This window comes from Neolewinella lacunae (assembly GCF_014349155.1).
GTDB lineage: Bacteria > Bacteroidota > Bacteroidia > Chitinophagales > Saprospiraceae > Neolewinella > Neolewinella lacunae.
The window spans coordinates 398-657 of record NZ_JACSIT010000130.1 but is presented as its reverse complement, the minus strand read 5'-3'; the positions used below and the strand labels follow the sequence as shown (position 1 = coordinate 657).

The 260-nt window shown below is 62.3% G+C and carries 1 protein-coding gene; it reads right to left on the bottom strand.

Annotated features, from left to right (window positions below):
- Positions 1 to 260, bottom strand: a 260-nt coding sequence (locus H9S92_RS14080) for a hypothetical protein (RefSeq protein WP_187467339.1), incomplete at both ends; no start/stop codon positions are given.

Below are 260 nucleotides of genomic sequence, written 5' to 3'. Positions count from 1 at the left end.
TCTTCGCCGGCGGCAATCGTGCGCAGCGTGTCGATGTAGTGCGTCGTCGTGATCAGGTCACAGGCCAGCTCTTCGGCTACGATACCGTCGTAGTCAGGAACTTCGGCGCAGGTGCCCTCTTCGTCCGTCGGGAAGGTGATCCGGTAGTCGTGGATGCCGTAGACCGTGATCCGCTGCTGGCAGACCTGTACGTTGGTCAGGCCCTGACCGTCGGTGGCCGTGAAGGTCCGCGTGAAGCTACCCACACCACAGCTGTTGAC